Source organism: Paenibacillus sp. FSL L8-0502, from assembly GCF_038593055.1.
Classification (GTDB): Bacteria; Bacillota; Bacilli; order Paenibacillales; family Paenibacillaceae; genus Paenibacillus; species Paenibacillus polymyxa_D.
In genome coordinates this window covers 4,725,658-4,747,446 of record NZ_CP151958.1, presented here as the reverse complement: position 1 = coordinate 4,747,446, position 21,789 = coordinate 4,725,658, and the positions used below count along the sequence as shown (strand labels likewise).

The 21,789-nt window shown below is 48.0% G+C and carries 20 protein-coding genes and 1 riboswitch; of the genes, 9 read left to right on the top strand and 11 right to left on the bottom strand.

The genetic code is table 11. The features are described from left to right. The first annotated feature begins 46 nt into the window (after positions 1–46). A complete protein-coding gene (gene xylB, locus NSQ57_RS20880; protein WP_029519213.1) occupies positions 47–1,570 on the top strand; it encodes a xylulokinase in 1,524 nt (507 codons plus the stop codon). A gap of 86 nt (positions 1,571–1,656) precedes the next feature. On the opposite strand, the gene NSQ57_RS20875 is transcribed toward xylB, so the two are convergent. From NSQ57_RS20875 to NSQ57_RS20865, 3 genes are read right to left on the bottom strand one after another with little or no spacing between them, the layout of a single operon-like run. Further along, a complete protein-coding gene (locus NSQ57_RS20875; protein WP_080658679.1) occupies positions 1,657–1,833 on the bottom strand; it encodes a FeoB-associated Cys-rich membrane protein in 177 nt (58 codons plus the stop codon). Between the two features lie 37 nt (positions 1,834–1,870). Then, on the bottom strand, positions 1,871–3,880 hold the full coding sequence (gene feoB / locus NSQ57_RS20870) for a ferrous iron transport protein B (RefSeq protein WP_342425235.1): 2,010 nt from the start codon (positions 3,878–3,880) through the stop codon (positions 1,871–1,873). Continuing rightward, a complete protein-coding gene (locus tag NSQ57_RS20865) occupies positions 3,871–4,299 on the bottom strand; it encodes a FeoA family protein (protein WP_239645267.1) in 429 nt (142 codons plus the stop codon). The genes feoB and NSQ57_RS20865 overlap by 10 nt, the downstream gene beginning before the upstream one ends. A gap of 101 nt (positions 4,300–4,400) precedes the next feature. Between NSQ57_RS20865 and NSQ57_RS20860 the strand changes: the two genes are divergently transcribed. Together NSQ57_RS20860 and NSQ57_RS20855 are read left to right on the top strand one after the other, a co-directional pair. Continuing rightward, positions 4,401–5,528 carry a transglutaminase domain-containing protein gene (locus tag NSQ57_RS20860; protein ID WP_069012161.1) on the top strand — a complete coding sequence of 376 codons (1,128 nt, stop codon included), beginning with the start codon at positions 4,401–4,403 and terminating at the stop codon, positions 5,526–5,528. Between the two features lie 46 nt (positions 5,529–5,574). Next, positions 5,575–6,951: an MFS transporter gene (locus tag NSQ57_RS20855; RefSeq protein WP_029519207.1), complete on the top strand. Its 1,377-nt coding sequence runs from the start codon at positions 5,575–5,577 to the stop codon at positions 6,949–6,951. 130 nt (positions 6,952–7,081) lie between these two features. On the opposite strand, the gene NSQ57_RS20850 is transcribed toward NSQ57_RS20855, so the two are convergent. The 4 genes from NSQ57_RS20850 to NSQ57_RS20835 all read right to left on the bottom strand — a co-directional run bounded on the left by NSQ57_RS20850 (position 7,082) and on the right by NSQ57_RS20835 (position 12,402). Next, the gene (locus NSQ57_RS20850; protein WP_029519205.1) at positions 7,082–8,548 is read right to left on the bottom strand and encodes an amino acid permease; all 1,467 of its coding nucleotides are present in this window, start codon (positions 8,546–8,548) and stop codon (positions 7,082–7,084) included. Between the two features lie 134 nt (positions 8,549–8,682). After that, positions 8,683–8,885: riboswitch (Lysine riboswitch) on the bottom strand. A gap of 121 nt (positions 8,886–9,006) precedes the next feature. Next, entirely contained in the window at positions 9,007–10,140 is a 1,134-nt protein-coding gene (locus tag NSQ57_RS20845) for a virulence factor (RefSeq protein ID WP_342425234.1), read from the bottom strand. A 383-nt stretch (positions 10,141–10,523) separates the two neighbouring features. Further along, complete coding sequence (locus NSQ57_RS20840; protein ID WP_342425233.1) at positions 10,524–11,756, bottom strand: MFS transporter; 1,233 nt, start codon at positions 11,754–11,756, stop codon at positions 10,524–10,526. Positions 11,757–11,847: 91 nt separating this feature from the next. Further along, entirely contained in the window at positions 11,848–12,402 is a 555-nt protein-coding gene (locus tag NSQ57_RS20835; RefSeq protein ID WP_029519201.1) for a MarR family transcriptional regulator, read from the bottom strand. Positions 12,403–12,753: 351 nt separating this feature from the next. Here NSQ57_RS20835 and NSQ57_RS20830 point away from each other — a divergent pair, with 351 nt between their 5' ends. The 3 genes from NSQ57_RS20830 (at position 12,754) to NSQ57_RS20820 (ending at position 16,467) form a co-directional block, all read left to right on the top strand. After that, positions 12,754–14,100, top strand: coding sequence for a cytochrome ubiquinol oxidase subunit I (locus NSQ57_RS20830; protein ID WP_069012158.1), 1,347 nt, complete (start codon positions 12,754–12,756; stop codon positions 14,098–14,100). Continuing rightward, positions 14,097–15,128, top strand: a complete 1,032-nt coding sequence (locus NSQ57_RS20825) for a cytochrome d ubiquinol oxidase subunit II (protein WP_029519198.1) — start codon at positions 14,097–14,099, stop codon at positions 15,126–15,128. Before NSQ57_RS20830 ends, NSQ57_RS20825 begins: the two co-directional genes overlap by 4 nt. 328 nt (positions 15,129–15,456) lie before the next feature. Beyond that, positions 15,457–16,467, top strand: coding sequence for an MBL fold metallo-hydrolase (locus NSQ57_RS20820; protein WP_165149426.1), 1,011 nt, complete (start codon positions 15,457–15,459; stop codon positions 16,465–16,467). 121 nt (positions 16,468–16,588) lie between these two features. Here the strand turns inward: NSQ57_RS20820 and isdG are convergent, their stop codons facing one another. From isdG to NSQ57_RS20800, 4 genes are read right to left on the bottom strand one after another with little or no spacing between them, the layout of a single operon-like run. Next, complete coding sequence (gene isdG / locus NSQ57_RS20815) at positions 16,589–16,939, bottom strand: heme oxygenase (RefSeq protein ID WP_029519194.1); 351 nt, start codon at positions 16,937–16,939, stop codon at positions 16,589–16,591. A 1-nt stretch (position 16,940) separates the two neighbouring features. Beyond that, positions 16,941–17,732 carry an ABC transporter ATP-binding protein gene (locus NSQ57_RS20810; RefSeq protein WP_069012157.1) on the bottom strand — a complete coding sequence of 264 codons (792 nt, stop codon included), beginning with the start codon at positions 17,730–17,732 and terminating at the stop codon, positions 16,941–16,943. Further along, positions 17,729–18,727, bottom strand: a complete 999-nt coding sequence (locus NSQ57_RS20805; protein WP_176715747.1) for an iron ABC transporter permease — start codon at positions 18,725–18,727, stop codon at positions 17,729–17,731. The genes NSQ57_RS20810 and NSQ57_RS20805 overlap by 4 nt, the downstream gene beginning before the upstream one ends. Before the next feature lie 9 nt (positions 18,728–18,736). Further along, positions 18,737–19,717 (bottom strand): ABC transporter substrate-binding protein, encoded by a 981-nt coding sequence (locus NSQ57_RS20800; protein WP_069012155.1) that lies wholly within the window; start codon positions 19,715–19,717, stop codon positions 18,737–18,739. 398 nt (positions 19,718–20,115) lie between these two features. Here NSQ57_RS20800 and isdC point away from each other — a divergent pair, with 398 nt between their 5' ends. The 3 genes from isdC to NSQ57_RS20785 all read left to right on the top strand — a co-directional run bounded on the left by isdC (position 20,116) and on the right by NSQ57_RS20785 (position 21,701). Next, the gene (isdC, locus tag NSQ57_RS20795) at positions 20,116–20,631 is read left to right on the top strand and encodes a heme uptake protein IsdC (RefSeq protein WP_069012154.1); all 516 of its coding nucleotides are present in this window, start codon (positions 20,116–20,118) and stop codon (positions 20,629–20,631) included. A gap of 72 nt (positions 20,632–20,703) precedes the next feature. Then, complete coding sequence (locus NSQ57_RS20790; protein ID WP_029519187.1) at positions 20,704–21,171, top strand: NEAT domain-containing protein; 468 nt, start codon at positions 20,704–20,706, stop codon at positions 21,169–21,171. A gap of 32 nt (positions 21,172–21,203) precedes the next feature. Beyond that, positions 21,204–21,701: an NEAT domain-containing protein gene (locus NSQ57_RS20785; RefSeq protein WP_039273678.1), complete on the top strand. Its 498-nt coding sequence runs from the start codon at positions 21,204–21,206 to the stop codon at positions 21,699–21,701. The last annotated feature ends 88 nt before the right edge of the window (positions 21,702–21,789 follow it).

Genomic DNA, 21,789 nt, shown 5'->3' with positions numbered 1-21,789 from the left:
ATATATAAAATAAGGAATACACGATAACAGGGAAGGAGGAACTCCGATGCAGGAGAAGCTAAATCAGGAGCAGGAACGCTATGTCATCGGCGTAGATTTGGGTACCAGCGCGGTCAAAACGGTGCTGGTTAACCTCAAGGGTCAGGTGGCTTATGAAACCTCCCAGTCTTATCCACTCCATCAGCCGAAGGCAGGATATAGCGAACAGCATCCTGAGGACTGGGTCAGTGGCACGTTAGCATCACTGAAACAGCTTGTGGAGAAGGCCGGAATCGGCGGCACAGATGCCGTAGACGGTATTAGCTTTTCGGGACAGATGCACGGGCTTGTGCTGACTGACAAGGAAGGCCAAGTGCTTCGTCCGGCTATTCTGTGGAATGACACGCGTACGACAGCACAATGCCGTCGTATTGAAGAACAGCTCGGGTCGGACCTGCTGAATATCGCACGTAATCGCGCGCTGGAAGGCTTCACGCTGCCCAAGCTGCTGTGGGTGCAGGAGCATGAGCCAGACGTGCTGGCCCGTGCGGCACATTTTATGCTACCCAAGGATTATGTGCGCTACTGTCTGACAGGAGAGCTGGCGACGGAGTATTCGGATGCGGCGGGCACGCTGCTGCTGGATATTGCGAACAAGCAGTGGAGCGAAGAGATCGCTGCCGCGTTTGATCTACCGTTGTCGCTGTTCCCGCCGCTGGTGGAATCCTTTGATCAGACGGGTACGCTCTTGCCGGAGATTGCGAAGCAGATCGGGCTTTCGCCTGAAACGAAGGTCTTTGCAGGTGGTGCGGACAACGCATGTGGCGCGATTGGTGCCGGCATTTTGAGTGAAGGCCGCACCCTATGCAGCATCGGCACCTCAGGGGTTGTACTTTCTTATGAGGAACGCAAGGATATTGATGTGCAGGGGCGGGCGCATTTTTTTAATCATAGTGAGCAGGATGCTTATTATATTATGGGGGTTACGCTCGCGGCCGGATACAGCTTGACTTGGTTTAAGGATACCTTTGCACCAGAGCATTCTTTTGATGCACTATTGGCAGATGTGAATTCTATTGAGCCGGGCAGCCAAGGGCTGCTGTTCACGCCTTATATCGTTGGCGAACGTACACCTCATCCGGATGCAACCATTCGAGGCAGCTTTATCGGGATGGATGCGGGACATAAGCTTGCGCATTTTACACGAGCGGTACTGGAAGGAATAACGTTTTCGCTCAAGGAATCTATAGATATTCTTAGAGGGACGGGCAAAACGGTGAATGAAGTGATTTCCATCGGCGGCGGTGCGCGTAATGAGGCATGGCTGCAAATGCAGGCAGATATTTTTAACGCGGATATCATCAAGCTGGAAAGCGAGCAGGGACCTGCCTTGGGGGCGGCCATGCTGGCTGCTTATGGTAGTGGCTGGTTTGAATCTCTGCAAGCGTGTGCTGAAGCATTTCTGCATGAAGCAGCGAGATATTCGCCGAACCCGGACCGTGTGGCACAGTATGAAGGTCTATACGAGCTGTATCGTGAAGTTTACTTGCACACGCGAGAGCTAAATGAGCATTTGGCAGTGTATCGCTGAATACGGTGAGCTTTAAGCGTAAATAAGAAGCGGCTTCGGGTGTAAGAAACCCCCGAAGCCGCTTTTCATGTGATGATCAGTTGGAATTAAATACTTTTCTTGATTTTCGCATAATCTTCATGCATAGAGCTGGCTGCACAACCCGGACATGACTTGCTCGACGAACACCCCGCACAGGCGCCTTGACGGCTTTTTCGCAAAAATCGTACCAGCACCCACGCACTATAACCGAGGATCGCCAATAAAATGATGATATTGATCATGGAATTCACTTCCTTTTATTTACTATAGGGCCTGACTTTAACCCCAACCTAATAATCTGCCGCATTGATAGATCAAGACGGCAATGATATATGCAACGGCCAAAGGATAGATCACAGAAAATGCGGTCCAACGCCACGAAAGGGTTTCTTTACGAATGACCGCTACCGTAGCCAGACACGGAACATACAACAGAATGAACACCATAAAGCTAAGAGAGGCAAGCGGTGTAAAGGCATGTCTGACTTGTAGTTCAAGTCCCTGCATATCAGGAACGTGGTAAATAATATTCATCGTTGATACGACAACTTCCTTGGCCATAAAGCCTGTGAGCAGGGAAGCCCCTGCTTGCCAGGTGCCAAAACCGAGAGGGGCTAGTAATGGAGCGAACCAACCTCCAACGGTGGCAAGCAGGCTGTCATCCATTTCTACCCCGAAGCCCTGCGGACCGAAATTGGACAAGAGCCAGATGCCAACGGAACCTGCAAGAATAATGGTTCCGGCTTTACGGACGAAGCCTTTAACCTTCTCCCATGTGCTGCGGAATAGTGTAAGAGCCTGCGGCACTCGATAGGGAGGAAGTTCCACGATGAAGAGGGAGGGCTCACCCGACAAAATGGATACTTTGGAAAAAATTTTGGCAAGTATAAGTGAAACGAGGATTCCTAACACATACATCAGCATGATGATGCTTGCCGCATGTGTTGGGAAAAACACACCCGCAAACAACGCATATACCGGCAGGCGGGCCGAACACGACATAAAGGGCACCAGCAACGTGGTAATGAGACGCTCTCTGGGCTGTTCAATGGTGCGTGCTGCCATAATCGCAGGGACATTGCAGCCAAATCCGATGATGAAGGGAATGAAGCTTTTCCCGTTCAAGCCCACGGCTTGCATCAGACGATCCATGAGTATCGTGACCCGTGCCATATACCCGGAGTCTTCGATCACCGAGATAATCAGAAATAAAATAGCAATTTGAGGCAGAAAAACAAGCACACCCCCGACTCCAGCCACGATGCCGTCCACGACTAGACTTTGCGTAAAGGCAGACGCGTTCAAGTGAACGAGTAATTCAGAAATCCAACTGCTGAGTGCACCTGAAAAAAATCCATCCAGCATATCTGAAAGGATCGTACCCGCCCAATCGAAGGTGAACTTGAAGGTAGCGTACATCAGCAGCAAAAAGATCGGAATCCCCAGATACCGGTGAGTTAATAGTGCATCTAGCCTATCCGTTAGGCTGTGCGGCTTGAGCTTGGAGGTGTCGAGTGCCTTGGTACACAGATCAGCAATCCATGCTGTTCGTACAGAACGAATATGCTGAGCAGGCGTGATGGCACAGCCTTCACTGAGCAGCTCTTCTTCGCAACGGCGAATACGCGCAGTTACTTGTTCACGCTGCACCTCATCTGTCATCCATTCCATGACGACAGGATTGTTTTCCAGACATTGCAGTGCGGCCCATCGGAGTTGCGGTACAGATGCATTCGGCAGTAAGTTGCAAATATCATGAATAGCCGCTTCGACGGCTGGGCCGTAATCCAGTTGAAAAGTATTGGATGCATGTCTTACTTCTCGAAGAGATGCGAGCATTTGCTTACTTCCACTACCTGTGCGTGCCACCATAGGAATGATGGGAACGTTCAATTGTTCAGCCAACAATTCCTTGTTTACGCGAAGACCCGTGGCATCAGCTACGTCAGTCATGTTTAAGCCAAGTACAAGGGGACGGCCATATTCCAGTAGTTGTACGGTCAGATACAGATTACGCTGGAGCTGGGAGGCATCCACGATATTGATCAGGGCCGCAGGCGGCTCTTCCAGCAAATATCGGGTTGCAACACCTTCATCCAGCGAAAGAGGGAGTAAAGAGTAGGCACCTGGCAAATCCACCAATACGGCAGACTTGTCACGCAGGAGCCCTGTTTTCTTTTCCACGGTGACGCCGGACCAGTTCCCTACTTCTGCATACGTACGAGTCAGCTTGTTGAATAATGAGGTTTTTCCTGTATTGGGATTGCCAAATAGAGCGATCATGTCCATGTCGGAACGACCTCCAGTTGTTTCACTTGATTTTGACGGAGGCCGACCAGTTGGCCGTTGCATTCAATGACGATCGGGCCGCCCAATAAACTGATTTTTTTTAAGCGTATGATGGAACCTTCGTTGATGCCCATGTCTGTCAAGCGGCGGCGCAATGAGGGATGAAGAGGGTCAAGGGATTGCAAACGCACAGTCTGACCTAGTGGCGTACGAAGAAGTGAAATACATTCTGGCATGGTGTTCAGCCTTTCTGATCTAGAATGAGAATCAATATCATTTACTTCCGATGCCAGTACCATATCATGAGGATACTTAGATTGCTGTGATAAAATTCGCTGCGAACGACATGTTTGCCCCTTGCTCCCATCTGTTATATCGCCGAGTATGTGTGTCGCAACCTGTCTTTTTAACTGTCCCATTACTCGTCTGCAACCGACAAAACTAGAGCGTTTGGGGCAACTGTTTTTATGGTAAGATAGAGCTGTTTATAACTATGCTAAGAAGGGCAGGAACGCTCTGTATGAACAGAAAAATCGGGGTTAGGCTTGTAAAATGTCTGGTTGCGGGTGCAGCGCTGGCTGTGTTGCTGCCGCAGGCTGTGGAGTGGGGCAGCAATGTGTATGCGGCGTCGATCAAGCCGGCTCCATCGGTATCATCGCAGCAGCTTCAGAACAAGCTTTTACAGGCAATGGCTACGCGGAGTGAAACGCTGACCTTTACATATCAAGGGCGAGTGAACGGTCTCAAACAGCAATTACAGACGGCCATCCAACAGGCCATGGAGAGCGATCCGTATGTGAATTATACGATCAAAAGCTACGCATTCAGCTATACAGGCACAACGACCTCCGCTCAGGTTACGATTCGCTTAAGCTACCGGGAGACGAAGGAACAGACAGCTTATGTGGATAGCACAGTTAAAGCGGTGCTGGGGGATATTATTACGAAGGGAATGACGGATCATGAGAAGGTGAAGGCCATCCATGATTGGATCGTCGTTCGCCTGAAGTATGATGAAGCACAGCAAAAGTACACAGCCTACGATGGCCTGAAAACGGGAAGCACGGTCTGCCAGGGTTATTCACTGCTAGCCTATAAAATGCTGGAACGTGCAGGCATTACGAATCGGATTGTGGAAGGTAGAGCAGGGGGACAGCTGCATGCATGGAATCTTGTTTTATTAGATGGTCGATGGTATCACATGGATACGACATGGGATGATCCAACCCCAGATCGCGCGAACGAAGTAAGCACTTCATATTATCTGCTGACGGATACCGAAATGCGGCGGGATCACTCATGGGTGAAACCGTATCCTCAGGCGAATACATCGTATCGGGAAACCTTATCAGCACTGGTAGCTGCCGGAGGATTAAAGGCTGCTGTGTATCAAAAACTGTACAATACCCTCGAATATCCGCTGCAAGATGGTAAGGGTCTGGTTAAATCATCCGCCGACATCAAGGAACAGGTGCGTAAGATTGTAAATAAGGGAGGGACGACGCTTACCTTCGCCTATCAGGGAACAGAGCGAAGTCTCAAGGAGGATTTACAGTCCTTATATCAACTCGGCTTAAAATCCATTTCTTATCAGATTACGGACCTTGGAAGTACCGGCAATCTTCGGGTAACCCTGAAATGGACCTAATCATCTGCTGTAAAAAGCTACATTAACAAAGGAGTATTTTATTTATATGCACAGGCGTTCCTTTACCTATTTGCTTGGCACGCAGACCATGTCCAATGCGGCCGACATTCTTTATATTATGGCACTTGTGTCTTTGGTTTTTCATGAAACAGACTCCATCTTCTCTTCGGTGCTCGTTCCGTTGCTGCGAATGGGGGCACAGATGATCAGCGGCTTTTTAGCACCGCTCATTTTGGCCCGATTCCAGCTTCCTTTTATTTTATTCGTTTCTCAGTTCGGGCAACTGGCTTTCTTTGCTGTTCTGCTGGGCCACTTGTGGTCAGCAGGCACGGAGCCGATATGGGTGATTGTGTTTACGTTGGTGGCAGCCATGTCCTTTCTGGACGGATGGACTACGCCTGCGCGTAATGCGCTGATTCCTCGCCTTGCGTCCGGGGAAGGACTTATGCGGGCAAACAGTCTGGTATCGGTCAGCGATCAGACGGTGCAATTAGCGGGGTGGGGGCTTAGTGGTGTGCTCGTAGCCATGCTAGGTTCGGAAAAAACACTACTGGTTGCTGGCGGATTATATATGATAGCCATGATCTTCACCAGCCTGATTCGAGATCCACTAGAGGGCAAAGCTCATTATTTGCTGCAACCTGGAACAAGGGTGCGAGGTGGAGATGTCTCAGTTTTCGAAGCTCTAACTGAACCCGGGCAAGGGCATCATGACTTGCCTCCTGCACAGTTGGAAGATACACTATATGGCCCGGAATCTGAGAGCCCCACACTACCTCCCAAGCGTAAAAAGGAAATACTTCGTGAAGGCTGGAGCCTCATCGGAGCCAGTCGCAGACTGAAAGCTCTTATTTTTATGGATATGATTGACCTTCTAGGGGGTTCGGTTTGGGTAGGCGCGTTCACGCTTGCTTTCGCTCAGCAGGTCTTGCACAAAAGTGAGGCATGGTGGGGATACATCAATGCAGCGTATTTTGCAGGAGCGATTGGCGGCGGTATCGTGGTCCTCGCCTGCGTCAAGTATTTGCAGCGCAGACTGCTGCCCGCCATGTTGGCGGGGATGGCAGGTTATGGGCTGCTGACAGCTTGGTATGCACTGAACACATTACCGCCACTAACGCTGCTTATCGTGCTGTTGATGGGACTACCTGCGGAAATGTCCGTCGTATCCCGCCGTACGATGATGCAAATGAGTGTGTCTGTACATGATTTGCCTAAGGTGCTGTCCGCCCAGGCTACGCTGACAAGCCTAACGTTTTGTATTTCGCTGCTTTTAATGGGCTGGATTGCAGATCATTTGGGTATCGTTAATTTGTACTTGTTTTCAGCAGGGTTGACGCTGATTGCTGTCATATACGGTATTTTTAGTCGTCGTGCCTTATCTATGTCTTTATCAGCTGAAGTAGCTGCTTCTTCCAAATAAACAGAAAAAGAAAAAGAAAAGGCCCGTCTCCGGGCATATACAGGTGAACATGCGGATAAACAGTCTTGGACCAGGTTTACCAGCGCGTTCTCCCTGATATGTGGAGACGGGCTTTTTTTAATGTCTTCTATTATTTATCCGAAGAAGCATCCGGGCTCAAATCACATTCTTTTAATGGCACGATTTTAGTACGTTTGGTCCATTTGTAGCCGAGCCACAGCAGAAGGAATAGCGGCACACTCATGTACGTAGCGATCATCGTTTTCCAGTCAATCTCCTGTCCGGTGAAGGCATCCGCCCCTTGCCCGATAATGACAATGATACACAGAGCGAAGGCGAACAACGGGCCAAATGGGAACCAACGGGCTTTGTATGGAAGCTCACTCAGACTGTGACCCTGTGCATTAAAGGCACGGCGGAAACGATAATGGCTGACTGCAATTCCGACCCACGTAATAAATCCGCACATTCCAGAAGCATTCAGCAGCCAGTTATAGACTACACCGTCTCCATACAGGGAGGCGAGAAAGGCTAGCATACCGACAGCGGTCGTGATCAGCAGCGCGTTCATAGGAATGCCGCGTCTATTGATACGTCCGAGGAAACGCGGGGCTTTACCTTCTCGTGCCAAAGCGTACAGTACCCGAGTGGCCGCGTACATACCCGAGTTACCTGCCGACAATACGGAAGTCAAAATAACGGCGTTCATAACAGAGGCAGCAATCGCAAGCCCTGCTTTTTCAAATACGAGCGTGAACGGGCTGACCCCGATATCACTGATATCTCCCCGCAGCAGATTCGGATTGGTGTACGGAATGATCAATCCAATCACGAGAATTGCGAGAATATAAAAGAACAAGATGCGCCAAAAGATTTGACGGATGGCGCGCGGCACATTTTCACGCGGATTTTCGCTCTCTCCAGCGGCTACCCCAATCAGCTCCGTTCCCTGAAAGGAAAAGCCCGCTGCCATGAATACGCCCAGTACAGCAAAGAATCCACCATGGAACGGGGCGTCTCCTACCGTGAAGTTGGCAAAGCCGACCGCAGGACCACCCATAATGCCGAAGATCATCAGCACACCTACAGTCAAAAAGATGACCACAGTCACAATTTTAATCATGGCGAACCAGTATTCAGACTCACCGTAGCCTTTGACGGTCAACGCGTTCAGTGCGAAGATTACGGCCAGGAATAACAGACTCCACCAGGCAGAGTGACTTTCCGGGAACCAGTATTTGATCAGCACGGTCGCTGCTGCCAATTCGGCAGCAATCGTCACCGCCCAGTTGTACCAGAAGTTCCAGCCCATGGCGAAACCAAAAGCCGGATCGACGAAGCGACCTGCATAGGTGTTAAAAGAGCCGGATTCAGGCATAAATGTAGCCAACTCACCGAGGCTGGTCATAAGGAAGTAGACCATGAGGCCAACTGCTGCATAAGCCAGCAGGGCACCACCGGGTCCAGCTTCGGCAACTGCGCCTCCACTGGCGAGGAACAGACCTGTTCCGATAGAACCGCCGAGGGCGATCATCGTCATATGGCGGGCTTTGAGACTTTTACGCAAGGTTCCGTCAGATGTTGCTCTGTGTTGCACGTTCAAACACTCCTTCATGAAATTGTATTTCATGTCAGGGCAAGAGCTAGAAGGAGGGGGAGTATATAAATCAAAAAACCGCAGGGAATACGCCTGCGGTTTTGTCTATGCATTCCGCACCATACCTTCTTCTATAACAAGATAGCTCAACACACGTGTCTGTGTTAGGACAGCGTGTGACAGTTCTGCTCCTTTCGGTTAGCAGCCCCAGCATTCGGAGTATTTACAAAGAGTCAGCTCCGCATACTTCGGCGGGTGTACCTTTCCACTGGAATCTCAGACGGCTCTTATCGTCTCCTCCGGTGTACCGATTACATCCGCGACCTCTACCTCATCATAAAACAGGGTTGATGAGGTGTATGACATGATATTTTATTGTATAGCGAATTACAGTATATCGTACCTGTACATCTTCTGACAATCGACAATTTTTTGAAAATCACTCGTAGAATCTTAAATTAAGAGTTCCGCTTGGCCATCTGCTGCCAAACTGTGCCCGCGGCTTGTTCGCCTGATTCGATGCGTTCCAGCGCCATTTTAGCCTGTAGACTGACCTCGAATTCGGGATCATCGACCGCCTTCTCCAACGCATCACGCGCATCCTCGGTTCCCACCTCGTATAAAAAACGTGCCGCCCGCCAGCGCACCAACTTGCTGCTATCCGACAGGGCTCCGATCATTGCACTGGTAGCGACCGGATCGCCGATGTCCGACAACGTGTCGCCTGCGGTGCGGCGTACTGCCGCTGAAGGATCGCGCAGCGCCTCGGCTAGCAGTTCCATCGCCTCCGGTGAGCGAATATCGCCCAGATAGACGACGCCCAGTCGCCGCAGCTGCATTTTGTCGTCATGCAGCGCTTGTCGGATAAGCGGCAAATGCTCGGGCGTCGGTTCCAGCCGATCCAGCGCAGCGTAGCGTGTACGCCAATCCTCGTGTTGCAGGGCCTGCTCCAGCTCGGCATCGCTCCACTCGCGGCGTTCCTCCACGAATTCGCTGTTGTTTGCGCCGTGGGCAATCGCTTGTTGGATAATCTGCTCCAGCCGCTCTTGTGGAAAGGCTGCCTCCAGTTCCTGCTCAACCTCACGTGCAATGTCCGGCAGTTCACCATAGCGGACGCCGTAATCACTCAGCTTGCGTTCCTTAATCAGCGTTGCGCTCGCTACACGGGTAACGGCTTGCACAAAGCGGTCGGACAAGGAGATTCGTTCCTCCTGCTGCCCTGCCTTGACTCGAATTTGCATAGGAAGGCCGCGAAAAAATTGCACAAAAACCTGTGCCTCGCCAAACGCTTCTCCAGAGGTTTCCTCTGGCAAATCCCAATTGGCGTCAGCGCCTTCCTCGCCTAGCTGATCTCGGACTTGACCCAGAATGGTAGACCAATCTGCATTCCCTTTGCGGTCAAGGGCTACAAAATCTGTCGTGTGAAACACGCTTTTGACCCCTTCAATGCCCAACATGCGCCGGATAAATGGGGGAGCGGAACGCTCATTGTCCCGTGTATATGTTCTGCGGATACCCGCTTCCAGTCGCTCATCCAGATGCAGCATCATGGTGTTCGGACTGGGAGTTGGCTCGATAGATGTTATTTTCATAGCTCAGTACAGCCTCCTGTTCAAAAGTTCTCCATATATATCTTATCTGTATTGTAACTCATTCTGCGAATCTCTCCAAAGAGAAGTTGGCGTTTCCGAGGAAAACACAATGACATATCTCACACTAATTCAGGTAAACATGTCTGATGAATATGGAGGTTTTTTTAATAAAAACAGGATGCTATATAAGCCGAACTCGAAAAATTAACATGAAACGGAGTAGGCGGAATGGTGCTGTACAAGCGTAGCGGTCGCTTTTGTCCCCGGATTTCTACCCTAATCATAGGCTTTATTCTAGAAATCTGGGGGCGATGGGAAGCACCATCCGAATGCGCAGTGGCACTATAGGTATCTTTTAAGTTCGGTTTATAGTTTGATGCTGTTTATGCATTCCGCTTCAGCGGATCGTTCTGGTGGCTGCGAATGAGCAGGGAGGCGATAAATCCCACAGACAGAACTGCCGCCAGCAGCATAAATGTAGTCATCTGATTGCCGCCATTCCCCATCAAACGAATGGAGAGCATAGGAGCTAGACTTGTACCGGCAAACAGGATGAAGGTATATAGTGAGACAGCTATAGCTCTCGCTGCACCGCCGAGCTGGCCGACGATTGCTATGAGTGAAGGAACACTCAGGGCAATGCCGCTGACAAAGCATACACTCAACACCACGATAGTCATAAGAGAGTGTGTCATTCCCATCAGCGCCAAACTCAGAATGGAAAGAATAAGAGCTGTACGTAATATAAGGTGCACACCGTATTTCTGGGCTAGCTTTCCGGCGAATGGTGAAAGGAGCATGCCGATGATACCAGCGGATCTGACATAAAGCATCTGTCGGCTATTCAGGCCAAATTCAGGGCCGCCAAGATAGCTACCCAAAACCGTATACATGCTCACAAAGGACATCAGGAGAACAAAAGCAACCGTGTAGCTTAACCATAAAGGATACGAGCGCAGAACGGTCTCCAACTGACTGAAAGCTGCCCAAATGCGAACACCTCGTTGAGGGGAGGGGGGGTTAGGTAGGGAAAAAAGGACGATTAGGAAGGTAATTGCATACAAAATGCCTAGCATCCGAAATACCGTATTCCACCCCATTTGTTCGCTAATGACAATACTAAATACCTGACCAGCAATACCCGCTACTAGAAAACCGGTGCTGATAAAGCCGATAGCTGTTACCCGTTTTTCGGCCGGAAACATATCGACGGCGTATGCGAGAGCAACGGGGGAAAAGGTGGCTGCAGCCAAACCTTGAAGCAAGCGCAGTGTAACTAATACAGAATATTGACTGGTTAAGCTGATGGATAACGAAATAATCGTTAATGCGAGCAGTCCGATGACGATAACCTGCTTTCGTCCAAAGCGGTCAGACAATCCACCATAAACAAGACATCCCGCCGCAAAGCCTAAGGAAAAGATACTGCCCGGTAGGGCTGCTTCGGCAAGCGTTTTTCCAAACACTTTAGCAAAAAGAGGGACCAAAGGGATCGTCACATACAGGCTGGACATAACGGCAACCGCTGACCAGCATAGGATTACAGTCATCCATGCATAAGGGAGAGCCACATTTTCTTTCTGTATAACGGTATGATTGGTTCGTAATTTACTCATCAATTGAACACTCCTTGATCATAAAATAAGTGGCTTGGTAATACACGAAATTAAATATATTAGGTAACCTAATTATATGTTTAAAAAAAATTTATCTGCCCACCCCCAATCTGTTTTCCATATGATGATGGATTTTTTCTATAATCCGCGAAAAAACGACCTGCTCCTCAGGCTCCAAAATACTCGCTAGAGAAGCACAGGAAGACCAAAATACAGGAAGCACTTGCTGTACAAGATGAGATCCCCCTTCTGTAATGCGCACATGAATTTTGCGTCGATCTGAGGAATTATGTTCTCTGATAATCCAGCCTCGTTGCTCTGTCCAGTCTAGGAGAGATGTAACAGATGCACGACGAATTCCCAGACGGTCGGCAATCATTGAAGGGCTCATCTGAGCCTGGGATTGGTGTAGTGTCAACAGCAACAATAAATCTAGCTTACTCTCTGTCAGGCCATAAGCAGCTAGATCCAAATCTATTGCGTCGAGCGTATTATCACCCGTCCATAGCAAGAAGAGACCAATACGGGCGAGTTGTCGATTCGTTTCTGCAAGAGCAGTTTGATCCATTAGCTCCAGATAAGGTTCTGGACCCAGACGGGGAAGAGGTTGCTGGACGGTGTCCCGCATACTTTGTTTTGGTGGCATACATTCACTCTTTTCATATAATTAGGTTATCTAACTATATATCAATATAGCGTATTGAAATGCATAAAACAATATCTAAAAAGAAATACTGCTACATTCAATGCAGAAGCAGGGTTAAAACTCGACAGAATGAACCAAACTGTGAATAGGTTACCAAAATGCGCCAATAGATAAGTGAAGGAGGCGTTCCTATGTTCCGCAAGCAGGAAAGAACGCTCATTATTGTATGTATAGTAATTGCGGCCATTATGCTATATGCCGTAATTAAAAGCATAGCTCGCTTGACTCCTTAGTTGGTAATCCAGAGTGATCCGCGATGTTTAAAATGTGAAATGAAGGAGTGAAACCCATTTGTCTTCACTGGACCCTGTATTACTAAGCCGGATGCTGACCGGAATTACCCTGTTTGTTCATATCGTATTTGCATCTATCGGCGTCGGCGTACCCTTAATGATTGCACTAGCAGAATGGCGCGGGCTGCGAACTGGTGATCCGCATTATACCCTGCTGGCCCGACGGTGGGCGCGAGGGTTTGTCATTACCGTTGCCGTGGGTGTCGTTACAGGTACCGCCATTGGTTTGCAGCTCAGCTTGCTTTGGCCCACCTTTATGCGGGTGGCTGGACAAGCGATTGCACTGCCTCTGTTTTTGGAGACGTTTGCTTTTTTCATCGAAGCTATATTCCTGGGCATCTATTTGTATACTTGGGATCGGTTTAAAAGCAAATATTTTCACCTGATGCTGCTCATCCCGGTAGCGATTGCCTCATCTGCATCAGCGGTTTTTATTACGACTGTGAACTCGTTCATGAACCAACCTCAAGGCTTTACACTCAAAAATGGAGTCATGACAAATATTCATCCCATCGAGGCCATGCTAAATCCGGCTACGCCGACCAAAGTTTCTCATGTACTGGCTTCCTCGTATACATTGAGCGCTGGGGTGCTGATGGGACTGGCTGCTTACAGTATGCTGCGGGGACGTAATCACGCTTATTTTAAAAAGGCGCTGAAGCTCACTGCCACCTGTACCATTGTGTTTGCCATCAGTACAGTGATGATTGGAGATGCATCCGGTAAATTTCTGGCCAAATATCAGCCGGAGAAGCTGGCCGCCGCCGAATGGCATTTTGATACGATGACGCACGCGCCCTTCGTATATGGCGGATACATGGATAAGAACGGTGAAATCAAATATGCCCTGAAAGTGCCTTATGCACTTAGTGTGTTGGCCGGGAACCTGCCCAGTACGGAGGTCAAGGGATTAAATGATTATCCCGTAGATGAGCGTCCGCCCCTGTCTATCCATTATATGTTTGACCTCAAAATCACCACAGGGGTGCTGATTCTCGTCATTCCGCTGTTGTATCTGATCCGCAAGCGTTTGCCAGGTCGCAAACCATACCCCAGATGGCTGCTGTTGGCGCTCATTCTGGTGGGGCCGATGGCGATGGTAGCTATTGAGCTCGGATGGATGTTCGCGGAGGTCGGTAGACAGCCGTGGATTTTACGCGGATATATGAAGGTGTCCGAAGCAGCAACCACTTCTACGAGTGTTGGGTGGATGCTGGTGTTGTTTGTTATTTTGTATCTGGTGTTGTGCTTCTCGGCCATTAAGGTACTCAGCAAGCTATTTCGCAATAAGGATGCGGTGGAAGAGATAAGACAGCTCGGCCTGGAAGGGGCTGATGGTAAGTGAGCTATGAAATTGTAGGCATCGCCATTTTGTGGACGTTCCTGTTCGGATATTTGCTTATAGCATCTATTGATTTTGGTGCAGGGTTTTTCAGCTTTTACAGTGTGTTAACAGGCCACCAGAACAAAATCCACAATATTATTCAACGGTATCTATCCCCGGTGTGGGAGGTAACAAACGTATTTCTCATCTTTTTTGTGGTGGGATTAAACGGGTTCTTCCCGGATGCGGCATATTACTATGGTACGGCGTTACTCGTTCCCGGCAGTATTGCGATTGTACTTCTCGCCATCCGGGGAGTGTATTATGCATACAATACGTATGGGCATTCCGGCACCAATAATATCGTCTACATGGCGTTGTACGGTGCGACAGGGTTACTGATTCCGGCGGCACTGTCGACGGTCCTCGCTATATCGGAAGGCGGCATTATTGTGGAGAACAGTACAGGTGTGCACCTGCAATGGGGGCAGCTATTAAGCAATCCCTACACGTGGGCGGTTATTTTTCTGGCGTTGGTAAGCGTACTGTATATCTCGGCGATGTTTTTGGCCTATTATGCCAAAAGGGCAGGAGACAAGGTCGCTTTTGAAATCGTACGAGGATATGCACTGCTTTGGAGCGGTCCAACGATTGTTGCGAGTCTGCTCGCATTTTTTCAGATTAACAAACAAAATCCAGATCATTTTACCAATATGCTGAACATAGCCTGGATGTTTGTCGCATCCTTCATATGCTTTGCGGGAGCAGTTTATCTGGTATGGCAGCGGCGGCATCTAGGGGTTTCGTTCATATTGGTGATGCTGCAATTTGCATTTGCCTGGTATGGCTACGGCCGCTCGCATCTCCCGTATGTTCTGTATCCCTACATTAATGTCTACGACAGCTTTACAAATTCTACGATGGCGTATGCGTTGATTACGGCGTTTGTTGCGGGTCTGCTGGTGCTGATCCCTTCGCTGATCCTGATATTAAGATTGTTTCTGTTCGATGCAAAATATGTGCGCGGACATGAAGGGAAGAAAGGATGAGTTAGAGTGGCTGCTTTCGAGCATTTTACGATTATGTATGAGTCACCTATCATTATCGTCGTGGCGATTGTGTTTTTGTTTATTTATTCGGCACGCTTTAAAAATCCACAAGACTGACAACAACAGGTGGAACAGGCCTTCCTGATTGATCCGGGAGGTCTGTTTTTGCTGTATTATCGCAGAATTTCCTTTACAGACGTGATTGAATTATACTTTACATAGATCAGGATATTGCATCATTTTATGTTCACACTCGAATGACAATATATAGTTAAATTGAACCGCTGCGTTTTTTGGAGAACGGGTTCATCAGGGAGGGAGCTGCATCATGCCCAAAGTTCGTTTTAACAATATGGATCATGTAAATACCGATAAAACCATCAAGCAATTCAGACAATGGCGGCAAGAGCGACGCAGCAAAATAAAGGATTATACGTTCGTTGTGCCAAACCATCCCCCGGAGCTGGAGTTTCTGCATAGCAATCGGGAGATGGCGACAGCCACCTGGGTGGGGCATTCCACCTTTTTCATCCAGTATCTTGGGCTGAATATCGTCACCGATCCGGTGTGGGCAGAGCGTATGGCTTTTGATAAAAGGTTGGCCCCGCCCGGCATTCGCATCCAGGATGTACCACCACTAGACATCATTCTGCTGTCTCATTCACACTATGATCATTTACATTTAGAATCCTTACGGAAATTATATCGTGCAAATACGCTGATGCTTGTACCCACAGGGTTAAAGGCAAAAATGATCCGCAAAGGTTTTCGTAACTGTCATGAGCTGCAATGGTGGGAGCATTTTACGGTAGGAGGGGTACGATTTACATTTGTTCCAGCCCAGCATTGGACACGACGCACGCCGTTTGATACGAACACTTCGCATTGGGGTGGATACGTTCTGCAAAGTGAACAGCAGGTGATTGGCTCTGCCACGTCCGTCACGGAATCTCATCCTCATTCGAATACAGATTCAGAGCATACACCGACGTTGTATTTTGTGGGAGACACTGGATATTTTCGTGGGTTTAAGGAGATTGGCGAGCGCTTTGCCATTGACCTGACCTTTATGCCGATTGGCGCGTATGAACCGGAATGGTTCATGACCTCGCAGCACGTGACACCGGAGGAGGCATTGCAAGGGTTTGTAGATTGCGGCGCAGATCAGATGATTCCGATGCACTACGGAGCCTTCAAACTAGCGGATGATACGCCAAGAGAGGCGCTGGATCGTCTCGAAGCGGAGCGTGAGCGTATGGGTATTGCGAAGGAACGCATTCATGTTCTAGGGCACGGAGAGACGCTGAAAATTGGACGTCGCTGTTCAACTACAATCTGAGAGATTCGACATCATCCTTATATAAGAGGATTTTGCAAAATCCTGATAAACAAAGCGGCTCGGCGGACAATTAACTTTGCCTGCCGAGCCGCCTTTTTTGGTTTTTAGCTATAATGCAGGGTTAAACTGCTTCGGAATCACTTGCCAAAGAGGAATCGCTGTTGGCGATGGGATGACGAACGATTTTAACTTCATAGAACGTGATTTTATTTTCAATAATATAGTCCGGAATTTGACGATGGCTATGGGATTCGCGGAAAGCTTCGCTTTTCGTCCAGCCTTGGAAGTTCTCTTTTTCTTTCCATCGTGTACTGATCGTTACTTCCTCATAATCCTCCGTGTTTTCAGTCAGCAGCACTTCCAGACCGAGAAAGCCTTCCATTTTTTCAACTTTTCCTTCTTTGTTAAATCTTTCGATGAGTAGATGTGCATTGCCCGGTGTGATTTTAGATGTATTTGTTACGATAACCATATTAAATTCCTCCTGAATGATGTGGTATGGTCGGTATAATAACCGGATAGCCATCCTCAAATTTGATGGTAGCGTTCATTTCATAAATGTCGCGAAGAAAAGCAGACGTCAAAATCTCATGGGGTTCGCCGACAACGGCGATTCGTCCCTTTTTAAGCGCAATCATATGATGACAATAGGCCGCAGCTTGCTGCAAATCATGTAGTACCATAACAATCGTCAAGCCGGACTCGTGATTGATACGCCGCAGCATATCCATAACTTCAAATTGGTGGGCGATATCCAGAAAAGTGGTCGGTTCATCGAGCAAAAGAATACCCGTTTGTTGGGCCAAGGCCATTGCAATTCGCGCTTTTTGTTGTTCACCTCCCGATAGAGTATGGAACATCCGATCCGCATAGGGCTGGATACCCGTGATCTTCATGACATGGTCCACGATTTGCTGGTCCTGTCCGGTATAGCGTACCTTCAAGCCCTTGGCATGAGGAGATCTTCCGTAAGCGACCAGCTCGCGGACCGTCAATAACGGCAGCATATCCTTCATTTGCGGTAGCATTGTAATCGTCTGGGCAAAATCACGCCGCTTGTATTCCTGCACGGGCTTGCCCAATACGGAAACCTGACCCTGATCCTGCTTGAGCAACCGGGTCATAATCCGCAAAAGCGTGGATTTGCCTGAACCGTTCGGCCCGACGATCGCGGTGAGCTGACCAGCAGGCAAGGTGATATTCACATCGACCAGCTTGAAATACCCACGTTGTAAGGAGATATGCTCACCCTGAATGGCTGTCATCCGAAATTCCCCCGTTTCTTGAGTAAGATTAAGAAGAACGGTGCCCCAATGACGGCCAGCAAAATACCTACAGGCAGTTCAATCGGGTCAAACCAGGATCGCGCCACCGTATCTGCGAGAACAACCAGCGTTCCGCCGCCCACAATGGAAAGGGGAAGGAGGAAACGATAATCTTCCCCGATTAGCAGCCGTATGACATGGGGAACGACCAGTCCTACAAAGCCGATCAACCCGGCTACACTGACTGCTGTACCGGCCAGCAGGGCCGAAAGCAGGATAATGAGCATACGTTGAAGCTCTACTCGCTGGCCCAGCAGCTGTGCTGAATCGTCGCCCAGTAGCAGTAAATTAGCAGGTTTAATCGCAAAGAAAGAGGCGATTAATCCAATGATGGCGTAAGGCGCCATGAACTCCAGATGATGCCAGCTTCTTCCGTTTAATCCGCCGGATAGCCAAGGAAGAACGGCCTGTACGCGGTCGCTGAACATGACCATTACGCCGTTGGTGAGTGCGCCCAGCAGCGCATTGATCGCAACGCCAGCCAGCACAATTTTGACAGGCGACGCCCCTCGGTCCCAAGCCAGCAGATAAATGACGATTGCGCTCAGAAAGGCTCCCAAAAAGGCGGTTATCGGAAGAAGGTAACTGAGCTGGGGAAGCATCACCATCGTAATGACGGCGGCAAGTCCACCTCCAGCCGATACACCAATAATGCCAGGGTCAGCCAATGGATTTTTCATGACACCTTGAAGAAGTGCTCCGGAAGCTGCAAGACAAGCTCCTACCAGTAAACCTACTAATACTCTGGGTAGCCGGAGATCCATCAGGATCGTGCGATATGTAGATTCATCATTATGTAGCAAAACATGATTGATTTCTTGAAGTGGAATCGACACCGAACCGTAGGCTAGACCGTACACAGAGACGGCCAGCAGTAGAATCGGAAGGGTAATCCAGGCGATGGTGCGTCTTCTGGCGCGCTGTAGTTTGTTCATCGCCATCGCCTATTTCGCCGGATACAGCTTTTGATGCATCAAATCCAGCGCTTTAGTGACCCGTGTGCCCGGATTCGTACCGAACAGATCTGAAGGTAAAACCTCGACCTGATTGTTTTTGACTGCTCGGATTCCGTTCCAAGCTGCATTTTCCTGCATTTCCTTTATAAATGCAGCTTTAACATCTTCTGTATTGCCATGAGTCATGATGAAGATGTAGTCAGGGTCAGCCTGTATGATGCGTTCTGTGTTCAGCTGCGCATATTGCGGGAAATTTTGCAGGCCCGGAAAATCAGCGGCGATGTTAGAGCCACCCGCAGCTTCCAGAATGTTTCCACTCAGTGAATTCGGCAGTGCCGCCATGTACGTAGCCGGGGCTCCGTAGACGAGCAACACCTTCGGTTTGGAGGCAGAAGCGGTTTCCTTTTGTAGCTTGGTTACTTGTTGGTCAATTTGCTGGTTCAGCTTTACGGCCCCGGCTTGCTTTTGTAGTAATTGTCCGAACAGTGTAATTTGTGTCTGGATATCCTGAACTGAATTGGCACTAGTCAGCAGCAGCTGTGAACCTACTCCTTCAATGGCTGGAATGTCTTTTTCATTCATAGGATAATTGCCTAGCACGACATCCGGTTTGAGCATCGTAATTTTCTCCAAATCTACTTCATGAGTGGAGCCTATTTGCTGAACGTTCTCAGCAGCAGGTACGACGACAGGTCCATTGGAGTTGGGTCTTCCTACGGCTGTCCCGCCCAATGCGTATATAATATCCAGATCGCCATTGCTGAGCGCAACGATATGTTGAGGAACCTTTTGAAACGCCAACGTCCGTTTTGAAAAATCAGTAACTTGGATGGCTGCACTGCTTGTCGTGCCAGAAGTGGCAGATACGGAGGCACTGGTTGGTTTATGATCTGTGGTCGGGGCACCATTACTACATCCGGTAACTGCCAATAAAAGCACTGCGGACGACCACAACATATAAGATTTCATGTTATTCCTCCTGCAATTTTCGAGTTAAACAATAATGATAATCATTTTCAATTATATATAAGAGAATGATAATGAATATCACTGGGCAATGTCAATTAAAAAAACAAAATTTTTAAATAAATTTTGAACTAAAAATAAAAGGGATATATTCGAATTAAAGAAGAAGGAACTACAAATTTTTCTTAAAAAATAGCATATATCAAGGGATTTCGTACACGCAAATACATATTGACATTTTTGAAAAGTGTAAGATATATTGGTGATGGGTTTACTTTATTTTGCGAAATTATGGAATAGAGAGGTGGGGAGACAAGCTCGAAAAGAGCTATTTTTTTTAAATTACCAATTGAGAATGATAATCAATTAGTTTATTCTCGTGGGGAGGGACTGCTGTCAAAATGAAGAAGGGGTATTCTGCAATTATTGCTGTGTTTCTGCTGGTGAGTGTGCTGAGCTTTTGGCCAACTTCGTCATCTGTAGGAGCCGCTGCGGCTTCTCCAAAATTGGCGGATGGTACATACACGCTCAAATACAATATCCTCAAGGCAGAAAATGACTCGGTGTCCATGGCTAATGATTATTTTGAAAAACCAGCTAAGTTGTATGTGAAAAAAGGTCAAATGACCATGCAAATTAAGCTGAATCATAGCGAATGGACAACTGGGTTTAAAGTAGATTACAAAGGCAAAATCATCGATACCAAGGTCATCCATAAGGATGCCAAAACCGATACCCGCACCGTACAATTTCCAATTACGAGTGTGAACAGCCCGCTAATCTCTAAAATCCATGTTACTGTCCCTGCGTATAACTACGATCATGACTATACGATCCGTTTCGCTTTTGATTCCAAAAGTGTCAAAAAAGTAGCAGCCGTCCAGTCAGCAAAATCAACTAAATCTTCCAAGAAGTAAATTCAAGCCATCTCTATCGTTCATAAAATCAACACAAATTCAAGCATAAAAAATGGAGGAGTGTGTGTAGATATGAATATGGTAATGAATCGCTTTGAGCAATTTTCTTTTAAGAAGGTATTCGTAGCATTGATCATGACAGCGCTTGTTTTTGCACTTGTTGCTCCATTCTCAGCTAAAGCGGCAGCAGCCGACGGCACGTACAACGTAGACTACACCGTTCTGAAGGATCAAACCAATGAGACTTCTCGATTGGATAGCTACCTGACGAAGCCTGCTCAGGTTACGGTAGCTAACGGCAAAAATGTCGTTCGTCTGACTGTGAAAAGCAGCAATCTGATTACAACGTTCAAAGTAGAGCAAAATGGCGTACTGCAAGATGCGACTGTAGTGAGCACAGATACTGCTAGCAACACTCGTGTAGTGGAATTCGAGGTTGCTGATCTGAATGCAAAAGTGAATGCTTACGCTGAAATCACAATCCCAGTAATCGGCTACACAGGCAAGTATGATGTACAACTGCAATTCGACGAAATATAATCCAAAAATAAAACGTAAAGGAGATTAAGAACATGAACATGATTATGAATCGTATGGAAAAATTGTCTTTGAAAAAAGTAATGCTTACTGTACTGATGGCAGCGCTTGTTTTTGTGGTACTGGCTCCATTTTCTGCCAATAAGGCGAATGCGGCTTTGCCTAATGGAACGTATCAATTGCCTTATACCGTTTATAAAGATGGAACCACTCAGCCATCTTACATGGATACAAATGGTTATGTGAAAAAACCAGCCACACTGATTGTTACGAATGGTCAATATAAAGTGAGAGTAGCTATTACCAAGAGTGCATGGGTTACTGAATTCAAAACTCAACAAAACGGTCAGTATGTGAATGCGACTGTGGTAAGCACATCAGGGGATACAAGAATAGTCGAATTCCCTGTAACTAGCCCGTCTCAAAAATTGAACGTTAAACTGCATGTAAGTGTGCCTGCAGAATACACTGGTGGTATTCCGTACGATCACGACTATGTTGTTCAATTCCAATTCGACGACAGCGATATCTAAGGCTTCTTTTTGAAAATATAATTTTGAATTGAATACTCATTTGGAGCTTACTTTCAATGCCCCAAATGAGTATATTTTAAGTAGGGGG